This window comes from Chryseobacterium indologenes, assembly GCF_001295265.1.
Taxonomy (GTDB): Bacteria; Bacteroidota; Bacteroidia; order Flavobacteriales; family Weeksellaceae; genus Chryseobacterium; species Chryseobacterium indologenes_A.
This window is the reverse complement of the sequence record NZ_LJOD01000027.1, coordinates 1-16,360: the sequence shown is the minus strand read 5'-3', so window position 1 is coordinate 16,360 and position 16,360 is coordinate 1. Positions and strand designations below refer to the sequence as shown.

The following is a 16,360-nucleotide window of genomic DNA, read 5'->3' as shown; positions in this document are numbered from 1 at the left end:
TCCAGACGGATGATCCAGGCATCTTTAGAGCCATACCCTTTGGAAGAGTTCTGAATATTACCGGCCACAAAGAATCCCAAATCGGTGGTCTGAACAACTGCTCTGGCTTCTTCATCGGAAGCCGTTCCTAATGTTTTCTGCCATAATTCATCCCCGAATTCATTCAATCTTACCAGCCAGATATCTGATCCGCCTTTGGATTCGTCTTTTTTATCCAGCCCTTTTCCGGAATAGGAGGTTCCTGCAATTAAAAATCCACCTTCCTGGGTAGAAACAGAAGCGGAAAGGTAGTCGTGGTTCTGTCCTGAAAGGTATTTTTCCCAGACCTGTTCTCCCTGCTGGTTGAGTTTAACCAGATGGAAATCGTAGCCGTTGTTCTGCTTTTGGCTGTCAGCTGCTGACTGTTGGCTTTTTGATTGGATGGAGCTTCCGGTAATCAGGTACTGCTGATCAATAGTAGTGGTAATCTGACTCAGAAAATCCTGAGTGGAGGATTTGATGTCTTTCTGCCATAAGACTTCCTGCGCAGAAAGAGATAAACCAGTGCATAGAAAAAAAGCACTGAGATAAAATTGTTTCATTCTGTGTTATTTGAGTTGTTGGTTTATTATTTTTAAGCGGTGCAAAATTACACTTTTTTACTTCACATCAAGTAGATTTAATCCTTTTTTTGTCATGAAAGCCAAATGATTATAGTTAATATTATTCTACAAAGAAAAGACTGAACAACGACAAAACGTGTCGTATTTTATTTTATATGAAATAATTTATATAATTACTTTTATTATACAGAATATTTTAAAGATGTTTTATTCAAAAAAGCATTCCAGTATTTGATGAGTGTAATAATATTTAATATAAATCACAAATCATTGATTAAAAGTTAAAAATGACTTCATCTATCAGTCATATCCGTGTAACTAATCACCTGTTATTCCTACTAATCAGACATTAACAAACGGCTATTTCTATAGAAAAAAGTTTTACTACTTTAAAATAAACTAATGCAAACATCCTTTTTAAAAATTACCGCTGCTACGGCTGCGCTCTGTTTCAGTGCCTTAGCAATGGCACAGCAGACCTATTCTGTAAGCGGAACCGTAAAAGATCAAAAGAACGGCGAACTCCTGATCGGAGTAAATGTAAAAGTAAGTGAAAACCCATCCATTCATGTAACCGCCAATGAATATGGCTTCTATTCCCTATCATTACCGGAAGGCAGCTATACCCTGATTATTTCTTATCCGGGGTACAAAGATTTTGAACAGCAGGTAAAGGTTGATCAGAACATCAAGCTGGACCTTCCCCTTAGTCAGGAAGAAGAAAAAACCAAGAGCATTGACGAAGTGGTGGTTTCAGGAGTAAAAAAGGATAAAAATCTTTCTACGGCCCAAATGGGTACAGAAACGTTAAGCATTAAAAATATAGAAAAGCTTCCGGTTCTGTTCGGAGAAAAGGATGTCATGAAAACTATCCAGCTCCTGCCCGGTATTAAAAGTAACGGGGAAGGCAGCAGCGGTTTCAGCGTAAGAGGGGGTGCTGCGGATCAAAACCTGATCCTTCTGGATGAAGCTCCTGTTTATAACGCATCACACCTGCTTGGTTTTTTCAGTACATTCAACAGCGATGCCCTGAAAGATGCTAGCATTATCAAAGGAAACAGCCCTGCTCAGTATGGAGGCCGCCTTTCTTCTGTGATGGATGTAAAAATGAAAGACGGAAACAACAAAAATTACAATATCAACGGAGGAATCGGCCTCATTAGCAGCCGTTTGAGCGTAGAAGGTCCTATTCAGAAAGAAAAATCATCATTTATTGTCTCAGGAAGAAGAACGTATGCCGATCTGTTCCTGAAAACAACCGATGATTTTAAAGACAATAAATTATACTTTTATGATCTCAATCTGAAGGCGAATTATCAGGTTAATGAAAACAACCGTCTCTATCTTTCCGGATATTTCGGAAGGGATGTCCTGGGAATTGGCAATACTTTTTCTTCAGATTGGGGAAATACAACCGCAACTCTGAGATGGAACAGCATTATCAACAGTAAATTGTTCTCTAATACATCTTTTATCTACAGTAATTATGATTATAAGATAAGTCTGGAAAGCAATGACAATAAGTTTGGGCTGAATTCAAAGATACAGGACTGGAATCTTAAGCAGGATTTCACCTGGTTTGCAGGAAATAAGCATTCTGTACGCTTTGGACTACAGTCTATTTACCACACCCTTACTCCAAGCAGTGCTTCCGGTACAAGTGTGAGCAGCTTTCCGAGAAATAAAAGATATTCATGGGAAAACGCCTTTTACATTAATGATGATTTTAAAGTGAATGATAAGCTGACTGTTAATTACGGAGTAAGGCTGGCCCTATTCAGCGTGTTGGGTGGTGATACTTTCAACACTTATGAAAATGGGGTTCTTACGGATAGCCGGTTTTTGGAAAAGGGAAAATTCGGAAAAACATATATTAATCCGGAACCTCGTATTACAGCCAATTACCGAATTAATGAGGTCAGCAGTGTGAAAGGAGGCTATTCCCGCAATACCCAGAACCTGCACCTTTTAAGCAACAGCAGCAGCGGAAATCCTACAGACCAGTGGATAGGAAGCAGCTATACAGTAAAGCCAGAGATTGCAGATCAGGTCAGCCTGGGATACAGCAGAAATTTCAACAATAATAATTATGAGCTGAATGCAGAGATCTATTATAAATCTATGCAGAACCAGATCGACTATAAAAACGGAGCCCAGATCACATTTGATACTGCCGCGGATATAGAAAGTGAACTTCTTTTCGGAAAAGGAAGAGCCTACGGACTGGAATTAATTGCTAAGAAAAAAAGCGGAAAGCTAACCGGATGGATCTCCTATACCCTATCTAAAACGGAAAGAAAGATCAACGGCATCAATGACAATGAATGGTACAATGCCAGAATGGATAAAACCCACGATCTTTCTGTAGTGGCAACCTATCAGCTGAACGAAAAATGGTCTTTCTCCGGGCTATTCCTTTACAGCACAGGAAATGCTGTTACCTTCCCTACCGGAAAGTATGAGCTGAACGGCCAGACGGTATTCCAGTACAGCAGCAGAAATGCAGACAGGATGCCGGCTTATCACAGAATGGACCTGAGCGCCACCTACGAACCTGTTTCCACAAAACGTTTCCGAGGTTCATGGTCTTTCGGAATTTATAACCTGTATGGCCGTGAAAATGCTTACACCATTACTTTTGAAGATAATCCGAATAATCCCGGAACAACCCGTGCTATGCAGACCTCTTTATTCCGATGGGTTCCTAACATCACATATAATTTCAAATTTTAAATCATGAAAAATACCTTTTTAATTATATTCTCTTTGTTTTTATTTACCGCCTGCCAGAAAGAAATTGATCTTGATCTGGAAGACCAGAGCGGAAATATTGTTATTGAAGGAAACATTACCAACCAGCCAGGACCTTATTTTGTGAAAATAACCAGGTCTGTGGCTTTTACACAAAATAACCAGTATCCTGCCGTAACCGGAGCCACTGTAATCCTGAGCGATAATACCGGGCAGACAGAGACCCTGCAATACATCGGTAACGGAAAATACCAGACTTCATCCGCTTTTGTAGGAGCATCAGGAAGAACCTACACCTTAAAAGTTGAAGCAGACGGAAAGTTGTACACCGCTCAGAGCACTATGCCGGAAGCTGTTGCTTTTGAAGGCCTGGAACAGGATTCTTTTACGTTCGGAGGAAAAACCAGCTATACACTTTTACCCATTTTTACAGATCCCGAAGCATTGGGAAACCGTTACCTTTTCAGCTTTACCATTAATAATTTATCTAAAAAGACACTGAATGTTTTTTCGGACAACATCAACAACGGTCTTCCGAACCAAAGGCCTTTAATGCTTCCTAATGATGACAACGATGGTGCTGATCATGAAGTTGTTGTAGGAGATACCATCCATGTTGAAATGCAGTGCATTGACACCAATGTTTTTACCTTCTATAGTGCTCTTCTTGATATTGCAGACGGTGGAAGCGGCGTAACTCCCGCCAACCCTCCAAGTAACATCAGTAATGGTGCTCTGGGATATTTTTCGGCACATACCCTAAGCAAGCAGAGCTTTGTAATTCAGCCATAAAAATATAAACTCATAATAAAATCCTGGTTTTACCGGGATTTTTTTTCAATCTGCAGACAAAAAAACACCCATATCATCAATCCTTCTTCTCCGTTGCGAGCGAATAGTACTGTGAACAGTCTTTAATTCTATGTATAAATTTGAACCATTCCACCCAAAACAATCAGTATATTTGTAGTAATACTCTTTCTTTTTTAAAATGCTGACAGATCAATTCGGAAGACATATCAACTATTTAAGGCTGGCTGTTGTAGACCGCTGTAATCTCCGCTGTACATATTGTATGCCGGAAAGCGGACTTACATGGATCAAACAAAAAGACCTGATGACAGACGAAGAGATGCTGAGGATCTGCTCTGTTTTTACGGAACTGGGAGTTGATAAGATCCGAATAACCGGAGGGGAACCTTTTGTAAGGAAGAATTGTATTAATCTTATTGAAAAAATCTCCTGCCTGAAAGGTCTCAGCAACCTCAGCCTGACCACTAACGGTCTCCTGACAGAACAATACATTCCACAGCTTAAAGCATCCGGAATACAATCGGTTAACCTCAGCCTTGACACTCTGGATAAAGAGCGTTTCTTCAAAATAACCCGCCGGAACAGCTTTGACAAAGTCATGAAAACACTGGAATCCTTATTGAAACACCAGATTAAAGTAAAAATCAACACAGTGGTGATGGAAGGTCAGAATATTGAAGATCTTATTCCTCTGGTGTCCCTAACCCAAAACCTGCCTGTTGATGTCCGCTTTATAGAAGAAATGCCATTTAACGGAAGTTCCGCAGAAGTATCTCTGAAGTGGGATCATGCGCATATTTATGAACATATTAAAAGTAAGTTTCCTCAGATAGAAAAAATTGAAGACCCTAAAAGTTCAACATCCTACAGCTATAAAATCCCGGGTTTTATGGGAAATGTAGGAATCATTGCTGCATATACCCGCTCTTTTTGCGGAGACTGCAACAGAATCCGCATCACTCCTACCGGTGTATTAAGAAACTGCCTGTATGAAGGCGGCGGCATTAATCTGAAAGAGGAAATACGTTCAGGAAAAACTGATGATGAGCTGAAAATCAGAATCATCAATACCATTAATAACAAACCCAAAGACGGATGGGAAGCCGAAAAGCTTAGTCTGACACCCTCACAGATCCATCAGTCTATGGCTACAATCGGAGGATAACTATGGCAATGATTACCGTACAGCAGGCAGAAGATATTATACTTTCCCAGACCCGGGATTTTGGCAGGGAATTCATTCCTTATGATCTGGCATTGGGAAAAGTACTAGCCGAGGCAGTCACTGCCGACCGGGACCTTCCTCCTTTTGACCGGCCTACCGTTGATGGTATTGCAATAGCCTACAGCTCTTATGAAAAAGGAATCCGTTCGTTTGTCATCAAAGCACTACAGCCTGCCGGACAACCATCTGTTTCCCTCATTGCCGAAAATGAATGTATTGAAATTATGACAGGGGCTTCACTGGACAAATCAGTAGATACCGTCATCCGGTATGAAGACCTTTCAATTGATAATGGATTTGCTACAATTCTCATCGATATTAAAAAAGGCCAGAACATCCATCGTAAAGGGAAAGATAAAAAAGCAGGAGAAATCCTGGTTAAAGCCGATCAGGTGATTACTCCGGCTATCATAGGTATTGCCGCATCCGTAGGAAAAACCATGCTATGTGTAAAAAAACTTCCCAAAACCCTGATTATTTCCACAGGGGACGAAATGATAAGCCCGGAATCTGTTCCTTCCCCATTCCAGTTAAGGCGCTCAAACGGAATCACTATTAAATCTGTCCTTGAAAGATATACTGTTCAGGCAGATATGCTTCATCTTAATGATGATTACAGGGAAATTAAGAAAGAACTTTTACGCTGTATTGAGGAATATGATATACTTTTGATGAGCGGCGGTGTTTCTATGGGAAAATTTGATTATTTACCTCAGGTATGTGAAGAACTGGGAATTGAGAAACTCTTCCATAAAATAAAACAAAGACCGGGAAAGCCGTTTTGGTTTGGAAAAAGCAGGAATCAAACGCTTGTTTTTGCATTTCCGGGGAATCCTGTTTCTGTTTTCATGTGTCTGCACCGTTATTTTATTCCGTGGCTTCAGAAATCACTGGAAATACAAGGTCCTGCATTTCAGTATGCTGTTTTACAAAACGACATTGATTTTCTTCCCTCACTTCAGTATTTTGCACAGGTAAAACTTCATGTGAATTCAGAAGGACTGTTAACCGCCGAAGCCGTAGACACCAATGGCTCAGGTGATTTTTCCCACCTCACGGATACAGAAGCCTTTATAGAGCTGCCTCTGGAGCAGGATTCTTTCAGAAAGGGAGAAGTTTATAAAATATGGAAATATAATTTTTAAAAAAGTATGACAGATTTTTCACATCTTAATAAAAAGCTGCAGCCCAAAATCGTGAATGTAAGCGCAAAGCAGGTCACCCACAGGAAAGCGGTAGCCAAAGCAACGGTTGAAGTTCCTGCAGACATCCTCCAAAAGCTGAAAGAAGGTGACTTTAAAACTCCGAAAGGATCTGTTTTTCAGACTGCCATCATCGCAGGAATAATGGCCGCAAAAAAAACAGGCGAGCTCATTCCGCTCTGTCATCCGATTGGACTTGAGAACTGTGAAGTAGACATTGAAGTAAATGATAAAAACGAGATTGAAATTTACTGTACCACAGAAGTTGAAGCCAAAACAGGAATAGAAATGGAAGCGCTTACAGGCGCCTCTGTAGCCGCACTAACGCTCTATGATATGTGTAAAGCCCTGAGCCATCATATTATTATTAAAGAAATTAAATTAATAGAAAAATCCGGTGGAAAAAATGATTTCAGAAGAGAATAATACCATTCCTTCCATCAATGGCCTTGTTCTGGCCGGGGGGAAAAGCAGAAGAATGGGTACTCCAAAAGATCTGCTGAACTGGCATGGAAAGGAACAGCGTTATTTTGCAGCTGACCTTCTGGCTCCCTTTTGTGAAGAAGTTTTCATTTCCTGCAGACAGGATCAGCTGAAAGATTTTGATCCGGATTATCATGCCCTTACAGATACTTTTCTGAATATGGGGCCATTTGGAGGAATTCTTTCTGCACTCCGTTCCCAAAGGGATAAAGCCTGGCTTGTTGTAGCCTGTGACCTGCCCTTACTGGATAAAAAATCACTGGAGTTTCTGATCAGTTCACGGGATGATAAAAAAGCCGCAACCACTTATGAAAGTCCTTTTGACGGACTTCCGGAACCTTTGATTACCATCTGGGAACCTAAAAGCTACCCCCTTCTGCTGAATTTTTTAGGAACTGGAAATACGTGTCCGAGAAAAGTACTGATCAACAGTGACACTCTTATTCTTAAACCTCGGAATCCGGATGCTTTGATGAATGTGAACACGCCTGAAGATGCTGAAAAGGCTCAGAATATTCTGAAAAAATAGACATTAAGCTGCGATTCATAAAAATCGTGAATTGTGGGCAGGCTAAATGCAACCTTTAAACTGAACATTTATAACTGCCCCTAATACACGGATAAAATATTTACGTATTAGCAAAAAAGCAAATCATTATGAGTGGAGATCCATTTGAACGTTATCAGTGCCAGATCGTTTTACCCGGATTTGGTCTTTCTTCCCAGGAACTTCTTAAAAATGCCAAGGTTCTGATCGTGGGTATGGGGGGTCTTGGCTGTCCGTCTTCACAATATCTGGTATCGTCCGGTATAGGAACTATCGGTATTGTGGACGATGATATTGTTTCCCTGAGTAACCTTCACCGGCAGATTTTATACACCCCTGATGATATAGGATCATTTAAGGTAGAAGCCGCAGCCAAAAGACTGCAGCAGCAAAATCCCTCTGTATCGGTAATCCCTTATTGTCAGCGGGTTACTTCCGATAATGTAATGGATTTGATTTCAAATTTTGATCTGATTATTGAGGGGACGGATAATTTTGAAACCAAATATCTGCTGAATGACGCCTGTGTACTGTCTGGAAAACCGCTGGTATATGGTGCCATTTATCAGCACGAAGGCCAGGTAAGCATATGGAATGCTATGCTGAAAGACGGCAGTTTCTCTCCCAATTACCGGGATGTCTTTCCTCATGTAGATGAATCACAGGTACCTAACTGCAGAGAAGGCGGTGTTATTCCCACTCTGGCAGGAATAGTCGGCTGCATGCAGGCTAACGAAGCTATAAAATACTTAACCCGTTCTGAAGATATTTTAGCCGGGAAATTATGGATGATCAATGTGATGAGTGGTAAGACGCAAACCATTAAGCTGCGGAAAACATCAACCCCGATTACGGCTCTTTCTCCAACCATCGCTTCCATTACCTTTGAAGAGCTGGAGAATAGCAGATATGAGCTGATAGACGTCCGGACAGAACAGGAACATCAGAACTTCCATATCGGCGGAAAGAATATTCCGCTGGATGATCTGGGCAATAAGCTGGGTCTAATCAACTCTTCCATTCCCATTGTCTGCTATTGTGCAACCGGGAAACGTAGTGTTTCTGCGGCGGGAGTTATTAAAAAGGCTTTTCCCGGGACAAAGGTATTTTCTTTGAAAGATGGAATCAACAAGCTACAGAATTAAATCATATTATTAATAAACAAAGAGCATTTTCCCCAATGCTCTTTGCTGTATATTGAATTCATTTATCCGGTTTAAGGCTTTTGAACAGCTCCTTTATAAAGCATTTCATCCACCTTTTTATAAACTTCAGGATCGTGCTTCTTAATTTTAATTTTCACATATTTGGATGCCGGCATATTACTCTCCTTCACCACGTTATTTACGGATACCAGCACATTGGTTTCCGGGAAATAGGTTACTGTATTTTTTTCGGGGATCTGGTAGGAAACAATAATGAATAACGGAGCAACTCTTTCTATACCGTCATCATAATTATAGAGGTCTACTTTATCCCCTGCCTTAAATCCGGCTTTATCTATATCATTCTGATTCATAAAGACTACCCGGCGTTCATTTTTAATTCCGCGATACCTGTCATCCAGTCCATAAATGGTTGTATTGAACTGATCGTGGGTACGGGTGGTAGCCATCATATATTCATCCGGAGCAAGGTTATTATCCGGAATTTCAGTTAAGGTGAACGGAGCACGTCCTCCAAGTTCTTTAGAAAAATACTGCTTGTCGCGGGCCGCATTGGGAAGGTAAAATCCTCCTTTCTGGCGGACGCGGACATTATAATCCTCAAATCCGGGAATACATTGTTCAATATCATCCCGCACCGCATCATAGCTATCATGATAGCGCTGCCAGTTGACTACAGACCTTTCTCCCAGCGTAGCCATGGCCATACGGCAGACGATCTGGGTCTCATTTACCAGATTATCGGAAACCGGATCCAGCATTCCCTTTGAGTCCTGAACAACTCCCATTGAATTTTCTGTGGAGACAATCTGTATTTCTCCATTCACAATATCTTTATCACTTCGTCCGTAAGTTGGCAGAATAAGAGCTTCTTTCCCGTGCACCAGATGCCCCCGGTTCAGCTTGGTGGATACTGATACGAGTAAATTAAGCTTCCGCAGCGCATTGGCTGTGAAGGTGGTATCGGGCGTTGCGGATATAAAGTTCCCTCCCATACAGAACATGACTTTTACTTTCTCCTCGTGAATGGCTTTTATGGCACGTACGACATCATAGCCGTGTTTACGGGGCACTTTAAAGCCATAAAAGTTTTCAAGCCTGTCCAGCTGTTCATCGGTAGGTTTTTCATCAATCATCATGGTTCTGTTTCCCTGTACATTGCTGTGACCACGGACAGGGCATACTCCTGCTCCCGGTTTTCCTATGCTGCCTTTAAGCAGAAGGATATTAAGGATCTCACGAATCATATCTACACCGTTAGGCTGCTGAGTTAATCCCATTCCCCAACTGAAAATAATTCTTTTTTTGGTGGCGATCGCTTCTGCTGCTTGATACAATCCCTCTTTGGAAACTCCTGAAAGAACAGCCAGTTCATCCAGATTATAATGGTCAAACTGTTTTATAAAATCGTCGTATCCTACTGTTTTCTCATTAATAAAGTCTTTATCAAATACCATTCCCGGGTTTTTCTTTTCAAATTCAATCAGTAAAAGTTCAAGAGCTTTTAATAAAGCCATATCCCCATTGATTTTTACAGGAAGGTAAAGATCAGCAAGCTGAACACCTCCTTTCAGGATATCCTTCACACTCTGTGGATTGATAAAGCCCATCAGACCTGCTTCAGGAAGAGGGTTAACGGCAATGATCTTAGCTCCGTTCTTTTTTCCTTTGGCCAGTGCGCTCATCATTCTCGGGGCATTGGTTCCCGGATTTTGACCAATGATTACAATGACTTCTGCTTCATAAAAATCCTCCAGCGTTACAGTTCCTTTGCCAATGCCGATAGTGGGGCGTAATGCTGATCCGGAAGTCTCATGGCACATATTGGAACAGTCCGGCATATTGTTGGTACCGAATTCTTTGGCAAACAGCTGGTAAACAAAGGACGCTTCATTACTTGTTCTTCCGGAAGTATAAAAAGCTGCTTCATCGGGAGACTCCAGCGCATTGAGATGTTCCGCTATTTTTTTAAAGGCATTCTCCCAAGTTATAGGCTGGTAATGGATAGCTCCCTGCGGCAGGTACATGGGATCGGTAAGTCTTCCCATTTTTCCGATCTGATAATCATCTAATTTGGCAAGGTCATATACTGAATTCTGCTTAAAAAACTCGGGGGTGACTTTTTTGGTGGTTGCTTCTTCAGCGAGTGCTTTTGCTCCGTTTTCACAATATTCTCCCAAAACAGAACGCTCATCATCAGGGTCCGGCCACGCACAGCTGGGACAGTCAAAACCACCCATTTGGTTCATTTTAAATAAGGCTCTCATTCCGCGAACGGGAGCTTTTTCTTCAAATAAATCACTAAAAGCAGCCATTACCGCGGGTATTCCTGCTGCGGCTTTTTCAACGTGAGTAAGCTTAAGATCAAGTAAGGTATAGGGGTTCTCCGCATCAGGTTCTTTTCGGATACTTTCTTCTATTTCTTTCTTTTTGTTATGGTCCTCCATAGCTTTTTATTTTTAATGAGATCAACATGTAAGATTGGGATTCGGATAATTATCACTCTGGTCTTCCAGGGTATTATCGATACAGACAAAGTCTTTTTCTACCAGCAGTTTCACCAGGCCTGTCTGCCCGTCAAAACCTACTCTGTCTGTGGAAACAAGCTCTTGAATCATTGTTCCGGGTATTTTCATGACTATCCTGTTCTCTATGAAAACTGCGGAAAGTTCTTCATCATCCGTTTTTTTAATTTCATAAATAAATGGTCTGTCGACGAATTGAGTTACACTGGAAACAATTCCATTTTTTCCTAATTCTGCGACTTCAGACTGGGTGAGCCTTAAACGGATTGAGTTATCTTTTATTCTTATTTTCATTAATATATTCTTTTAAATAGCTGCTGATGTACAGCTTCCTTTTATATAATTCTTTTATTTTTTGCCACAGATGCCTTTAGATTTGCAAAAGGATTGGGTAATCAATCAGATAATAATTTCAAGAAAACGGCTTTGGTTATATATATTGAACCGGTTTTCCCGAAGAAATCCCAATAAAGTTATATCAAATTCCTTAGCCAGATCTACAGCCAGACTGGATGGCGCACCTATGGCAGCTACTACAGATATGCCTGCCATTGCTGCTTTCTGAATCAGTTCAAAACTGGCTCTTCCGCTCAAAACCAGAATTTTATCTTTAAGGGGAAGCTGTTCTGTAAACAAGGCATGTCCAATAAGCTTATCCAGGGCATTATGCCTTCCCACATCTTCTCTTAAGGCAAGTAAATTTCCTTTTAAATCGAAAATCCCGGAAGCATGAATTCCTCCGGTAGCGCTGAAATTATTCTGAAAAGACTGCAGGCTTTCCGATAGCTGGTATAATGTTTCAAGTGATATAGCCCTGTTGTGTTTTTCCTGATGCTGAAACTGACTTACAGTTCTGATAGATTCTATAGAACTTTTCCCGCATACACCACAACTGGAGGTGGTATAAAAATTTCTGTCTGACTTCATCAGCCGGGGAAGAAAATCATCTGTCAGTTCCGCAACGATAATATTTTCAAGGTTTCCGGAACATTCTTTTGGGGAATGCGCGACCTTTTTAACCTGCTGATGAGCTGAAATAATTCCTTCTGTAAAAAGAAAGCCGGCTGCCAGTTCTTCATCGTTGCCCGGGGTGCGCATCGTTACCGATATATTTTTAGTTTCCCGCTGTTCTTCCCTTCCAAAAGACACCCGGATTTCCAAAGGTTCTTCTACAGCAATATCATCAGTATAGGGAAAACTGCTGTTATCCTTAACCTTAAGAATTTCTAGCCGTACTACAGATTTATTTTCTAATATATTGGTTTTCATAACTTCAGGAACTGGTATAGTAAATATACGAAATTTCGTTCTTCTAATCACGGATGGGCGGAAACCCATTCTTCACCATCTTCAAACACTTCTTTTTTCCATATGGGAACTGTTTGTTTTATGGTGTCGATGATAAAGCGGCAGGCATCAAAAACAGCATCCCTGTGCCCATCGTTAACCACAATGATGACAGCGGCATCCCCGGGAAACAGAATTCCGGTACGATGATGAATAACGATATTCTGTACAGAAAATAATGAAACCGCATTTTGTGCAATTTTCCGCATCTCTTTTATGGCCATGGGTTGATAGCACTCGTATTCCAGACGGATAACAGGCTTATTTTTTGTGATGTTCCTGACGGTTCCTATAAATGTAGCAGTGCCTCCGCTTGTAAGGTCCTGTGCAACAGCAAGGCATTCAGTGATGTCCAGCTGGTTTTCTGTTATTTTTATATCAATCATTGCAGTCCTGATTTGTGTCCCGTGTGTATAAATTTTATGTTTTTGCCTTATCTGAAAGGTTCTTCATTGAATTAACCGCCGCTTACCGGAGGAATAACTGCTATTACGTTAACGCTGCTTAATACCTGATGGTCTTCTGCATACTCTTCATCTACTGCGATAAAGTAAGATTTCAGCTTTTTCAGTTCCGGGAAATCCTCTTCCAGAAAGTTTTTCAGCTGCTTTACTGTTAAATCATCATTTACCTCCACTGTTTTTTCTGAAGTTCCGAAAATATCTTTCGTTATACCAAATGCCAATATTTTAAGTTTCATTTTACCAATACTTTATTAAAATGTTTACGCCTGCCACTAAAACAAGTACCGCTGTCATTCTCTTGATGACCAGTGCATTCCATTTCAGTGACATTCTTGCCCCTATCTGCCCGCCGATGAAAACAGCCAGACACAAACCAAGGACTCTGAAAAAATCTATATTTACCGATACTTTTGATGCCTGTCCGAAAATTCCGGATATGGAATTGACTAAGATAAAAACGCTGGATGTTGCTGCAATCCTTCGCGGAGTGTCCCATTTCATCAGATTCAGCAGCGGTGAAAGAAAAATTCCGCCCCCAATTCCTACCAATCCTGATAAAAAGCCGATACCTCCTCCTAAAAAACTGTTCCTTACAACTGATGTTTTAGAATTTTCTATTATGCTCTCTTCGTTTTTAGTTTCTGTTTTTACCCATAACAATATGGCAGCCACCATCAATGTAGCACCTAAAATTAAAAAGAAGGTTTCCTTGCTTATTTTTAATACAGCACCCAGATAAGCCATGGGAACACTCACCAGGGTTAGGGGAATCACTTTTTTCCAATTAACCTGTTTATTCTTCAAATAGATATAAACACCTCCAATAACTACAATCACATTGCAGATAAGCGCTGTTAACCGTATTTCCTCATATGGCAGATTATATATCGCTAAAACCGCCAGATAGCTGGAACCACCGCCAAATCCTATTGATGAATACACGAAAGCGATGATTAAAAAGAAAAAAAAGATTTCCCAGTGCTCCATGCTCTTGTATTGGGGGATTAATTTTATTACAATAATAATCAATTTAAAGATTCCCCTATATATTGTATGATAAAATTCTCTAATTCCAGGAGTAACCGTTTAAAAATGACTTTGTACAGGATCCTCATATTTCTCCATCAGCCAGTCCAGATATGCATTAACCCTCCGCTGTCTCTGTTGAGATTCTTCATCATTCAGATACAGAAAAGACCTTACTGAGGTCAACAGCAGATGGTCGTTATTTAAAAAGCAGATAAACAACTCTTCCGGGACTTTTGATGGTCTGGATTTCACCTTAAAAAAACGTTTAGCCTCCACTTTCTGCCTAAAATTTCTGATTCCCGGTATCTCTACAATATATACCGCAGACATAACAGAATCTATTGCAATACCATCCTGAACTATACTGACATCAACCCAATATTGTTTTACTTTGAAAGATTTTGATTTCCTGTATTGACTTCCTGTAAAAAAATCATCCAGTGTAAACAGCAGATCTGCCGTACTTCTTTGCGCAGAAGCTATTTTCTCTGATGCAGGAGGATGAACATCCGAAGCTTTACCATTACGAACTGTAAATGCTACGGCAAGGCTATCCAGAGTGGAAACAATCTTCTGCGCACGGACTGATGAAAACCATGCCATGAAGAAACAGAATAAGAAAAGTATCGTTCGCTTTTTCACCACTTAATCATTACAGTTTATTACGGGTATTCTTAAAACGTTAAACCTTAAGTTCATGTTTCATGATACTTCTAAGATACTCTATTTTATTCAAAAAAAGATAAACCTGTCCACAAACTATCAAAACGGTATTCACCGAATCAAGTCTGGTTCTGTTACAACCTTAAAAGAAATTCTTGTTTTATTATTCTAAAAGTTGTATCATAGTATAAGATTATATAAAGGAATTGATGTATTAATTACAATTCCTGAAAAAACATAAATACTAAAAAATGATTGTCAGAAAAACGATTGGACTGAAAGGTATTGTGCGTTTTGCAGGCCATCATATCTGGTGGCTGACCTCTTATATGATTCTGGTATCCCTACTCTATAAAGTAGCAGGCTGGCATTGGATTTCCATTCCCTGGCTGCCGGTTTCACTGGTCGGTACAGCTTTGGCTTTTTATATCGGTTTTAAAAATAACCAGTCTTATGACCGGGTATGGGAAGCCCGGAAGATATGGGGTGCCATTGTGAACAGCAGCCGAAGCTGGGGAGCAATGGTTAATTCTTTTGTAAAAAACAGTCCTGATACGCAATATACTGCACAGGAACTTGAACAAATTAAAGAACGTCTGATTTACCGGCATATCGCCTGGCTTTATATTTTCAGGGACCAGCTTCTGCTTCCTACGCAATGGGAGCATGTGAGCCTACGATGGCATTTTGGAAAAATAGCCCAGAAACGGCAGGAATCTGAAGGTGTAGGGCTGTTTAAAGATTTTTTAAATGAACAACAAAAAATCAATTATTTTTTTGAAGAGCCTAAGTTAGCCGGTGCGGCCAATAAAGCAACCCAGCTCATCAACCTGCAGTCTCTGGACCTTGCAGAGCTTGAAGAAAAACAAATCCTGCATATGAGAAGGCAGCTGGATATGCAGAAAGTGCTTTCTGATCTTTATGATCACCAGGGAAGAGCAGAGCGCATTAAAAAGTTCCCTATTCCCCGCCAATATGCCAATTTAAGCTTTATATTCAATTGTATTTTTATTTTCCTGTTGCCTTTAGGCATTGTCGCGGAATTTGCAAAACTGGGCGAAGCAGGAGTATGGCTGATGATCCCGTTTGGGGCTATAGTGGGATGGATCTACGTTCTGATGGAACTGATAGGAGATTATTCCGAAAATCCTTTTGAAGGGTTAGGTACTGATATCCCTATGCTGTCCATCTGCCGGACGATAGAAATTGATTTGCTGCAAATGCTAGGTAAAACAGATGTACCTCAGCCTATTCTGCCGGTCAATGATATTCTAATGTAGGATATTCTGTGGAAACGATTCCTTCCGGATTCAGATTTTCTGTTGGAATTTACAGCCCCGAACCCTTCTGTTTTTTGATTATTTTTTAACTTTTTTTGTAAGGCATAAAAAAAATTTGGCCATTAAGAAAAATCTTTCTATATTTGCACCACTAAAAACAACGGCATAGCCGAAGTTCAGGGAGAGTTGGCAGAGTGGTCGATTGCGGCAGTCTTGAAAACTGTTGACTGTAACAGGTCCGGGGGTTCGAATCCCTCACTCTC

15 protein-coding genes and 1 pseudogene are annotated in these 16,360 nt (G+C 40.5%); 8 read left to right on the top strand and 8 right to left on the bottom strand.

Annotated elements, in window-relative coordinates:
- A pseudogene (locus AOB46_RS22090) lies at positions 1-581 on the bottom strand (T9SS C-terminal target domain-containing protein); the annotation flags it as partial.
- Positions 582-1,004: 423 nt separating this feature from the next.
- On the opposite strand from AOB46_RS22090, the gene AOB46_RS22085 reads away from it, so the two are divergent.
- From AOB46_RS22085 to AOB46_RS22055, 7 genes are all read left to right on the top strand, one after another.
- The gene (locus AOB46_RS22085; protein ID WP_062703490.1) at positions 1,005-3,335 is read left to right on the top strand and encodes a TonB-dependent receptor; all 2,331 of its coding nucleotides are present in this window, start codon (positions 1,005-1,007) and stop codon (positions 3,333-3,335) included.
- A 3-nt stretch (positions 3,336-3,338) separates the two neighbouring features.
- Positions 3,339-4,145, top strand: coding sequence for a DUF4249 domain-containing protein (locus AOB46_RS22080; RefSeq protein WP_062703488.1), 807 nt, complete (start codon positions 3,339-3,341; stop codon positions 4,143-4,145).
- A gap of 199 nt (positions 4,146-4,344) precedes the next feature.
- Positions 4,345-5,331 carry a GTP 3',8-cyclase MoaA gene (gene moaA / locus AOB46_RS22075; RefSeq protein WP_062703487.1) on the top strand — a complete coding sequence of 329 codons (987 nt, stop codon included), beginning with the start codon at positions 4,345-4,347 and terminating at the stop codon, positions 5,329-5,331.
- A gap of 2 nt (positions 5,332-5,333) precedes the next feature.
- On the top strand, positions 5,334-6,536 hold the full coding sequence (locus AOB46_RS22070) for a molybdopterin molybdotransferase MoeA (RefSeq protein WP_062703485.1): 1,203 nt from the start codon (positions 5,334-5,336) through the stop codon (positions 6,534-6,536).
- 6 nt (positions 6,537-6,542) lie between these two features.
- On the top strand, positions 6,543-7,019 hold the full coding sequence (moaC, locus tag AOB46_RS22065) for a cyclic pyranopterin monophosphate synthase MoaC (RefSeq protein WP_062703484.1): 477 nt from the start codon (positions 6,543-6,545) through the stop codon (positions 7,017-7,019).
- A 28-nt stretch (positions 7,020-7,047) separates the two neighbouring features.
- Entirely contained in the window at positions 7,048-7,605 is a 558-nt protein-coding gene (locus AOB46_RS22060) for an NTP transferase domain-containing protein (protein WP_410470279.1), read from the top strand.
- A 128-nt stretch (positions 7,606-7,733) separates the two neighbouring features.
- Entirely contained in the window at positions 7,734-8,768 is a 1,035-nt protein-coding gene (locus AOB46_RS22055) for a HesA/MoeB/ThiF family protein (RefSeq protein WP_062703482.1), read from the top strand.
- Positions 8,769-8,839: 71 nt separating this feature from the next.
- Here the strand turns inward: AOB46_RS22055 and AOB46_RS22050 are convergent, their stop codons facing one another.
- From AOB46_RS22050 to AOB46_RS22020, 7 genes are all read right to left on the bottom strand, one after another.
- A complete protein-coding gene (locus tag AOB46_RS22050; protein ID WP_062703481.1) occupies positions 8,840-11,236 on the bottom strand; it encodes an FdhF/YdeP family oxidoreductase in 2,397 nt (798 codons plus the stop codon).
- 21 nt (positions 11,237-11,257) lie between these two features.
- Positions 11,258-11,608 (bottom strand): DUF7009 family protein, encoded by a 351-nt coding sequence (locus AOB46_RS22045; RefSeq protein ID WP_062703479.1) that lies wholly within the window; start codon positions 11,606-11,608, stop codon positions 11,258-11,260.
- A gap of 105 nt (positions 11,609-11,713) precedes the next feature.
- Positions 11,714-12,583: a formate dehydrogenase accessory sulfurtransferase FdhD gene (gene fdhD / locus AOB46_RS22040; protein ID WP_062703477.1), complete on the bottom strand. Its 870-nt coding sequence runs from the start codon at positions 12,581-12,583 to the stop codon at positions 11,714-11,716.
- 47 nt (positions 12,584-12,630) lie between these two features.
- On the bottom strand, positions 12,631-13,047 hold the full coding sequence (locus AOB46_RS22035; protein ID WP_062703475.1) for a molybdenum cofactor biosynthesis protein MoaE: 417 nt from the start codon (positions 13,045-13,047) through the stop codon (positions 12,631-12,633).
- A 71-nt stretch (positions 13,048-13,118) separates the two neighbouring features.
- Positions 13,119-13,361, bottom strand: a complete 243-nt coding sequence (locus AOB46_RS22030; protein ID WP_062703472.1) for a MoaD/ThiS family protein — start codon at positions 13,359-13,361, stop codon at positions 13,119-13,121.
- 1 nt (position 13,362) lies between these two features.
- Complete coding sequence (locus AOB46_RS22025) at positions 13,363-14,112, bottom strand: sulfite exporter TauE/SafE family protein (RefSeq protein WP_062703470.1); 750 nt, start codon at positions 14,110-14,112, stop codon at positions 13,363-13,365.
- A gap of 99 nt (positions 14,113-14,211) precedes the next feature.
- Entirely contained in the window at positions 14,212-14,796 is a 585-nt protein-coding gene (locus AOB46_RS22020) for a hypothetical protein (RefSeq protein WP_185113900.1), read from the bottom strand.
- 272 nt (positions 14,797-15,068) lie between these two features.
- Between AOB46_RS22020 and AOB46_RS22015 the strand changes: the two genes are divergently transcribed.
- On the top strand, positions 15,069-16,097 hold the full coding sequence (locus AOB46_RS22015) for a bestrophin family protein (protein ID WP_062703465.1): 1,029 nt from the start codon (positions 15,069-15,071) through the stop codon (positions 16,095-16,097).
- The last annotated feature ends 263 nt before the right edge of the window (positions 16,098-16,360 follow it).